The organism is [Clostridium] symbiosum ATCC 14940 (assembly GCF_000466485.1).
GTDB classification, from domain to species: domain Bacteria; phylum Bacillota; class Clostridia; order Lachnospirales; family Lachnospiraceae; genus Otoolea; species Otoolea symbiosa.
Window position 1 is genome coordinate 10,958 of the sequence record NZ_KE993003.1, and the last position, 7,963, is coordinate 18,920.

The window sequence follows — 7,963 nt, forward strand, 5'->3', positions numbered from 1 at the left end:
GTGCATCATTTGTTGCAGTTTGGCCGAAGGCTGAGCTGTAACAGATACTTGCAAATGCAGTAAAAATGTGCTAGAATAAGTCGGCCTGGTAAAGTAACGTAACAGCGTTACATCTCAGACTTGCCAGCATAATGATTACCGGTAAAACACAGATTAAAGAGGAGCTGTATATGGATAAGGGAATTGTTCAGGTTATCTGCGGCGACGGGGTTGGAAAGACGTCTATGGCTCTGGGCAAGGGGATCGGAGCGATAACAAAGAATAAAAGGGTAATTATGATTCAGTTCTTAAAGGGAGCATTAAGCCCGGAGTCATCAGAATGGCTGAAGCGTCTGGAACCTGATATGAAAGTGTTCCGCTTTGAGAAGCAGTGCGGCTACTTTAACACACTCAATGAATCACAGAAGCAGGAAGAGCGGATTAATATCCAGAATGGTATTAATTTTGCCAAGAAGGTACTGACCACCTGCGAATGTGACTTACTGATTTTAGATGAATTTCTCGGGGTTCTGGATTTGGAATTGATGTCCATGGAAGATTTCTCGAATATGCTTTCCCTGAGGGAAGAGAACGTGAGCCTGATACTGACAGGAAAGGTTTGTCCCCCGCAGGTGAAGGAACATGCCGATGTGGTTACAAGGATTGAGAATGATACCAATATCTGAAACTGTTTTTTTCATTTATTGAATCAGGGAATCTGGAACCCTGTATTTGTTACAGTTCAGCCTTCGGCCAAACTGCAACAAATGATGCACAGAAACGGCAAAAAAAGCCGTTTCGCGCCGCATAACTCGGGATTTTCGCAAAAAACAGCGAAAACACCTCGCGGAATACATCATGGCTGTACTGTTCCCTGTATTTACAGATTGTCAAACCTCACAGTTGACAAGAACCGGAAGTAATGATAATATAAGAACAAATATATTGAGGTAGAGGTTGCGTCGATCATCAGTAAGCGGCCGGATGTGGCAGGAACAGTAGATGACCGTGGAAAGGGAAAGACGCCGAAGAACAGTGTATCTGCAAGTGCTGTTCTGGGCATATGATGAATAATCATATGACTGTCATCAGAAACGATGGGGAGCTACGGGATCATTTGTTGTACATTTTGAGCTGGCCGACGTGCCAGCTTTATTTATTCGCAGGAATAAGAGAGAATGCCTGTGAATCCCGGATAAACCAGGAAGTCTGACTACAGATTGAAGGAGGATATCACAATGTCAATTTTTGAAGGTGCAGGAGTAGCGTTGGTAACGCCATTTAAAGAGAGCGGGGAAATTAATTATTCCAAGCTGGAAGAACTCGTGGAAGAGCAGATAGCAGGAGGAACGGACAGTATTATTATCTGCGGAACGACAGGAGAGTCGGCGACGCTGACTCATGACGAACATATCAAGGAGATTAAATTCACCTGTGATGTGGTTAACGGACGGATTCCGGTCATTGCAGGTACAGGCTCCAACTGTACGGCAACGGCGGTCTATCTCTCAAAGTGTGCGGAGGAGGCAGGGGCGGACGGACTTTTACTTGTGTCCCCTTATTATAACAAATCCACGCAGAAGGGCCTTAGAATCCATTTTACCGAGGTCGCAGAGGCGGTTAAGATTCCGATACTGCTCTATAACATTCCGGGAAGAACCGGGATCAATATCAACCCTGAGACCATCGTGGATCTCTGCAAAAATGTGGAAAATATCGTGGGCGTAAAAGAGGCCAGCGGTAATTTCTCTTCAATTGCAAAGATAGCAAGTCTTTCGGACGGATGGGTCGATCTGTATTCCGGCAACGATGACCAGATTGTTCCGCTTCTTTCCCTGGGGGGCAAGGGCGTAATTTCCGTATTATCCAATATCGCTCCGCGCCAGGTTCATGACATGTGTGAACTTTATTTCAAGGGCGAGGCGGCAAAAAGCACAAAGATGCAGCTCGATGCCATACCTTTAATCGATGCTCTGTTTTGTGAAGTGAATCCGATTCCGGTTAAAGAGGCAATGAATATGATGGGCAAGGAAGTAGGCCCGTTCCGTAAACCTCTGGTGGAGATGGAACCGCAGAATAAAGAAAGACTTAGAAAAGAACTGGTAAATTACGGACTTCTTTAATGGAAAAGCGGAGGTGCATAAGATGGTAAGAGCGATTATGCATGGCTGCAATGGAGCCATGGGAAGAGTAATTGCAGGGCTTGCGGAAAATGATGAAGATATTTCCATTGTGGCAGGCATAGATATTGCAGATAATAAAGATACATCCTTTCCGGTATTTACGTCACTTGACGAGTGTACCGTTAAAGCCGATGTTATGATTGATTTTTCAATTGCCAAAGCAGCCGATACGATGCTCAGCTGGTGTGAAAGGACGGGAATGCCCGCGGTGGTCTGTACCACAGGTCTGTCTGAAGAGCAGATCAGCCGTGTTGCAAAAGTGGCTGAGAGGACAGCGGTACTGCGCTCCGCCAATATGTCCCTGGGGGTCAACGTACTTCTGAAACTCGTAAGGGAGGCTGCGCAGGTTCTGGCCGCGGCTGACTTTGATATTGAAATTGTAGAAAAGCATCATAATCAGAAAGTGGATGCGCCGAGCGGCACGGCGATTGCACTGGCGGATTCCATCAATGAAGCGATGGATCATGCCTATCATTATAAATATGACAGATCGGCCGAGCGTGTAAAACGCGATAAAAAAGAAATCGGCATCCAGGCAGTCCGCGGCGGCTCCATTGTCGGCGAACATGATGTGATTTTTGCAGGAAAAGATGAGGTGGTGACCTTTTCCCACACGGCTTATTCAAAAGCAATTTTTGCCAAGGGAGCAATTCAGGCCGCCAAGTTCCTGGCCGGAAAAGAGCCTGGATTGTATACGATGGCCGATGTGATAGGCTGATGAATGCCTGAAAAGAAATTTCCAGTTTTTGACAATATAAATCCTTTCTCCGCTGTACATACTATGTGGTAGAAAGGAGATGTTATTATGAAAAAATCAAGACAGATCGTTTTAGGCCTTATGCTCATTTTTGTTATGGCTTTAGCATCCGGATGCGGTGACGGACGTAATAATACGAAATCGACCGAATCCACAAGACAGTCTCAGTCTGCAATCAGTGCGGAAAGCACCGAAGGCGGTATGGCAAACGGACCGACAAACGGTACCGATGCGAGAGAAAGCACAGGAGTGCTTGACGGACTTGCCGACGACATTAAAGACGGTGCAGAGGACATAAAAAACGGAGTGGAACATGCTGTAGACGACGGTACGGTTTCCTCTACAATGGAAAGTTCAGTGGGTGATTAAACGACTGAAAAAGCAGCAGACAGCCTGGTCGGGAAAGATGAATTTCCGGCCGGGTTGTTTTTTTCGTTTGATGCCGGTAAGCTGTGCGCGGTGCGTGCAGGTTATCGTCTGGTGGCGGCGGATAATGAAAAGTTGGCGAAGTAAGTGTTTCACCGTTGTGAAAACAGAGTCTTAGTGGTAGAATTGAAGTTAGAATATATACAGAATAATACATAAGTCAGAGGACAATATCATGATTGATATGAAAAATGAGCAGTGGCTCCGGGAAAAATATGAGGAGGTCTGCGGGAAAAATCCGGAAGAATATGCGCTGATTAGCTTGAAGATAAAGCGATTCCGCATTTTTAACCGGCTTTTCGGGAGAGAGGCGGGGGACCGGCTGGTTGAAAAAGTATATAAGGCAATTTCCGAATGGACAAAGGAAGATGAGTATGTCGCCAGAATTTCTGTGGACGGCTTTAGTATGCTGGTGAAGCTGTCGAAGGACTATGATGAAATATTTCATTACTTAATTGATTTCAATGCCCACGTGCGGGATATGCCGTATAATGAGGGGACCGGCAAGGTATATATGGGAATGGGAATATATCTGCTGCCCGAAAAACCTGCCGATTATTTCACGGCCCAATATAATGCCGATATCTGCCGGTCTGAGTGTCCGGAGACTGCCTACAGGAATTCCCATATGGAAGTCTATGGAATGACATATCAGGATAAGAATCTGACAAGCTATGATTTTGAACAAATGCTTCAGCCGGCAATGGAAAATGAGGAATTCAAGCTTTATCTGCAGCCGAAAGTGGATCTGAAAACGGGGGAAATTCATGAAGCCGAGGCATTGGTCAGATGGATAAATCCGGAGCGGGGGATGATTCCGGTAGGTGAATTTCTTCCGGAGCTGGTCCGCAACGGCCTGATCAGTGATCTGGATTTATATTTATTTGAAAAGGTATGCCGTTATATTAACAAATGGATCGATCTCTACGGAAAAAAGATACGGATCAGTGTGAATCTTTCCAGCAACATGTTTAATTACCGGTACTTTCTGGACCACTATAAGGAGGTTTATAATAAGGTGCCATGTCCCAAAGACTGCATCGAGTTTGAACTTCTGGAGAGTATTGTCCTTAACCAGGTGGAGCTTGTAAGCCGCGTTGTGAAGCAATTAAGAGAGTTCGGTTTCAGCTGCGCGTTGGATGATTTCGGAAGCGGATATTCATCATTCAGTGTGCTTACCAATGCTGATTTGAACACGCTTAAAATCGACCGATCGCTTTTTCAGAATGAATCGGATACCAGAGAACGCATTCTTATCAGACATATTGTGGAGACAGCCAAAGAGCTGGAGATGAAAGTAATTGCAGAAGGCGTTGAGACAAGGGGTTACGTGGATATCCTAAAGGAATTGGGGTGCGATTACATTCAGGGCTTTGTATTTTATAAACCAATGCCTGCAGAAGAATTTGAACAGAGATTTATCATAGGCAATGAGAAGGCGGAAATATAATTTTTGGCGGATTTTCTGGTTTTTGTTACAGTTCAGCCTTCGGCTAAACCGCAACAAATGATGCACAGAAACGGCAAAAAAAACGCCGTTTCGCGCCGCACAACTCGGGATTTTCGCAAAAAACAGCGAAAACACCTCGCGGAATACATCATGGCTGAACGGTTACTGGTTTTTTTCAGAATGTCCGCTTTTTCTTTACATTTTTGCAGAAATCCGCTATAGTTAGGTTGGAGACTGGATATTGCGGGAGAGGCAGCAGCAAAGGAGACGATGCGGTTGCCCAAACATGCAGATGATTTACGAAACAGCCGTTTACGGAGAAAGAGACGCAGGAGCCTGATACATTTTTTCAGGAAGCTCCGGCTTAGAAGGAGCAGGAAAAGAAGAGCGGCTTTATCAATGATTTTTTTGGCCGCTGTGCTGTATCTGGCCGCGGTGGGAGCATTCCAAGAGGCATTTCTGACGGTGGAGGAACTTAAGGACACACAGACAATCCTCGATTACGGTACAGAGAATGGCGGCCGTTTTTTTGATGTTTTCCGTATTTCCGTCCGTATCAAAAGCGGGGAGATCATTTTTTTCCACCAGAGAACCGAGACGGAGCGTGCGGATGATAATGCGATTCATAATGCCCGCCCCTGAGTGGTTATTAATTAATTTAATAAAACACAGTATTGATTTTACTCAGCCATTGTATTATAATTTCTACTGAAATGAAGCTCTTTTATATTGAAAACTTATAAATAAAAAGGACAGGTGAATGCAGATGAAAAAAGTAGATTTGTTATATGAAGGAAAAGCAAAAAAAGTTTACACAACTGAAGATCCGGACGTTTTAATTGTAGATTACAAGGATGACGCCACAGCATTCAACGGACTGAAAAAGGGAACTATCGTAGGCAAGGGCGCAATCAACAACCGTATGACAAATCACATTTTCAAACTGCTTGAGGCGGAGGGAGTGCCGACTCATTTAGTAGAGGAATTAAGCGACAGGGAGACGGCCGTTAAGAAAGTGGAGATTGTACCGCTGGAGGTAATTATCAGAAACTTTTCCGCAGGCAGTTTTGCAAAGAAGATGGGCATGGAAGAAGGAATCGAATTCAAGTGTCCAACCCTGGAATTCAGCTACAAGAACGACGATTTAGGCGATCCGTTTATCAATAAATACTATGCGCTGTCTCTGGAACTGGCCACGGAGGAAGAGATAGACACAATTACAAAATATGCATTCAAGGTTAATGAAGTAATGCGTAAATATTTCGGTGAGCTTGGTATCGAGTTAATCGACTTTAAGATTGAATTCGGCCGTTATCATGGACAGATTATCCTGGCTGACGAGGTATCACCGGATACATGCCGTCTCTGGGATAAAGAGACTCATGAAAAACTGGATAAAGACCGTTTCAGACGCGATATGGGCAATGTGGAAGACGCATACAATGAAGTATTCAGACGTCTTGGAATTGCCGACAGACAGTAATACCGGCGAAACAGCAATTGAGAACAGACACGGCTTCCGCTATAATGAATGGTGGAAGCCGGTTTTATGCACCGGAGTCAAGACGGTGCGGCCAGAAATAGAAAAGTGAGGTAAAATCATGTACGACAGATACGTAAGCCCCCTTTCAGAGCGTTATGCCAGCAAAGAGATGCAGTATATTTTCTCACCGGAGAAAAAGTTCAGAACCTGGAGAAAGCTGTGGATTGCCCTGGCGGAGACGGAGAAGGAACTCGGCCTTCCTATCACACAGGAACAGATTGACGAATTGAAGCAGCACCAGGACGAGATTAATTTTGAAGTGGCAAAAGAGAGAGAGAAGCTGGTGCGTCACGATGTTATGTCCCATGTCTACGCATATGGTGTCCAGTGTCCGCAGGCGAAAGGTATTATCCATCTCGGCGCCACCTCCTGCTATGTGGGAGACAACACGGATATTATTATTATGGCGGAAGCGCTGAAGCTGGTGCGCAGGAAACTGATCAACGTCCTCCATGAGATGGCCGTATTTGCCGATAAGTACAAAGCGCAGCCGACGCTGGCATTTACCCATTTCCAGCCGGCCCAGCCGACGACGGTGGGCAAGAGGGCGACTCTGTGGATGATGGAGCTGAAACTGGATTTGGATGATCTCGATTACCTCATTGATTCCCTGAGGCTATTAGGTTCTAAAGGAACGACCGGTACCCAGGCCAGTTTCCTGGAGCTGTTTGACGGCGATCATGCAAAATGCAGGAAGCTGGATCAGAGGATTGCCGACAAGATGGGATTTGCAGGCTGTTATCCGGTATCCGGCCAGACCTATTCCAGAAAAATTGACAGCCGCGTGCTGAACGTCCTGGCAGGCATTGCGCAGAGCGCCCATAAATTTTCCAACGATATCCGCCTTCTCCAGCATCTTAAAGAAGTGGAAGAACCATTTGAAAAGAATCAGATCGGCTCCTCTGCCATGGCATATAAGAGAAACCCGATGAGAAGCGAGCGTATGGCGTCTCTTGCCAACTATGTAATGGCCGATATGATGAACCCGATGATGGTTGCGTCCACCCAGTGGTTTGAGCGGACCCTGGATGATTCTGCAAACAAGCGCCTCAGCATCCCGGAGGGTTTCCTGGCAATCGACGGAATCCTGGATCTCTATCTGAATGTAGTAGACGGGCTTGTGGTGTATCCGAAAGTAATCGAAAAACGGCTGATGTCCGAACTTCCTTTCATGGCTACGGAGAATATTATGATGGATGCCGTAAAGGCAGGCGGAGACAGGCAGGAACTGCATGAGAAGATCCGTACGCTTTCCATGGAGGCCGGTAAGAATGTCAAGGAAAAAGGTCTTGATAATAATCTCCTGGAACTGATTGCCGCCGATCCGGCATTTAATCTGACGCTGGAAGAGTTAAACAGGGCAATGGAGCCTTCCAGATACACCGGACGCGCAAAAGAGCAGGTGGAAGAATTCCTTGATGAGGTGATTCGGCCTCTGCTGGATGCTAATCAGGCGGAATTGGGCGTGAAGGCGGAGATTAATGTATAATGAGATTTAACTGAGGTTTGGAGGACGCGTCCGGAACGGACCATGTCGGATGTGGTGAGGGGGATGGCTGAGTCTTCCATCCCTGTGGGAGGTTGAACGTGGAGGGGGAATCCGGACGGAATGAATTGCTGCGGGG

At 46.1% G+C, this 7,963-nt stretch carries 8 protein-coding genes and 1 riboswitch; all 8 genes read left to right on the plus strand.

What is annotated here, in order from left to right; translation table 11 throughout:
- The first annotated feature begins 170 nt into the window (after nt 1–170).
- Nucleotides 171–665: a cob(I)yrinic acid a,c-diamide adenosyltransferase gene (locus CLOSYM_RS18340; RefSeq protein WP_009296433.1), complete on the plus strand. Its 495-nt coding sequence runs from the start codon at nt 171–173 to the stop codon at nt 663–665.
- 257 nt (nt 666–922) lie between these two features.
- Nucleotides 923–1,095: riboswitch (Lysine riboswitch) on the plus strand.
- Between the two features lie 122 nt (nt 1,096–1,217).
- Nucleotides 1,218–2,102, plus strand: coding sequence for a 4-hydroxy-tetrahydrodipicolinate synthase (gene dapA, locus CLOSYM_RS18345; RefSeq protein WP_003504342.1), 885 nt, complete (start codon nt 1,218–1,220; stop codon nt 2,100–2,102).
- A gap of 22 nt (nt 2,103–2,124) precedes the next feature.
- The gene (dapB, locus tag CLOSYM_RS18350) at nt 2,125–2,880 is read left to right on the plus strand and encodes a 4-hydroxy-tetrahydrodipicolinate reductase (RefSeq protein WP_021643287.1); all 756 of its coding nucleotides are present in this window, start codon (nt 2,125–2,127) and stop codon (nt 2,878–2,880) included.
- Between the two features lie 87 nt (nt 2,881–2,967).
- On the plus strand, nt 2,968–3,288 hold the full coding sequence (locus CLOSYM_RS18355) for a hypothetical protein (protein ID WP_003504346.1): 321 nt from the start codon (nt 2,968–2,970) through the stop codon (nt 3,286–3,288).
- A 232-nt stretch (nt 3,289–3,520) separates the two neighbouring features.
- The gene (locus tag CLOSYM_RS18360) at nt 3,521–4,795 is read left to right on the plus strand and encodes an EAL domain-containing protein (protein ID WP_021643288.1); all 1,275 of its coding nucleotides are present in this window, start codon (nt 3,521–3,523) and stop codon (nt 4,793–4,795) included.
- Between the two features lie 270 nt (nt 4,796–5,065).
- Nucleotides 5,066–5,437, plus strand: coding sequence for a hypothetical protein (locus CLOSYM_RS18365; protein ID WP_242828701.1), 372 nt, complete (start codon nt 5,066–5,068; stop codon nt 5,435–5,437).
- Nucleotides 5,438–5,561: 124 nt separating this feature from the next.
- The gene (gene purC, locus CLOSYM_RS18370) at nt 5,562–6,278 is read left to right on the plus strand and encodes a phosphoribosylaminoimidazolesuccinocarboxamide synthase (RefSeq protein ID WP_003504354.1); all 717 of its coding nucleotides are present in this window, start codon (nt 5,562–5,564) and stop codon (nt 6,276–6,278) included.
- 118 nt (nt 6,279–6,396) lie between these two features.
- A complete protein-coding gene (gene purB / locus CLOSYM_RS18375) occupies nt 6,397–7,827 on the plus strand; it encodes an adenylosuccinate lyase (protein WP_021643292.1) in 1,431 nt (476 codons plus the stop codon).
- Nucleotides 7,828–7,963 lie beyond the last annotated feature (136 nt).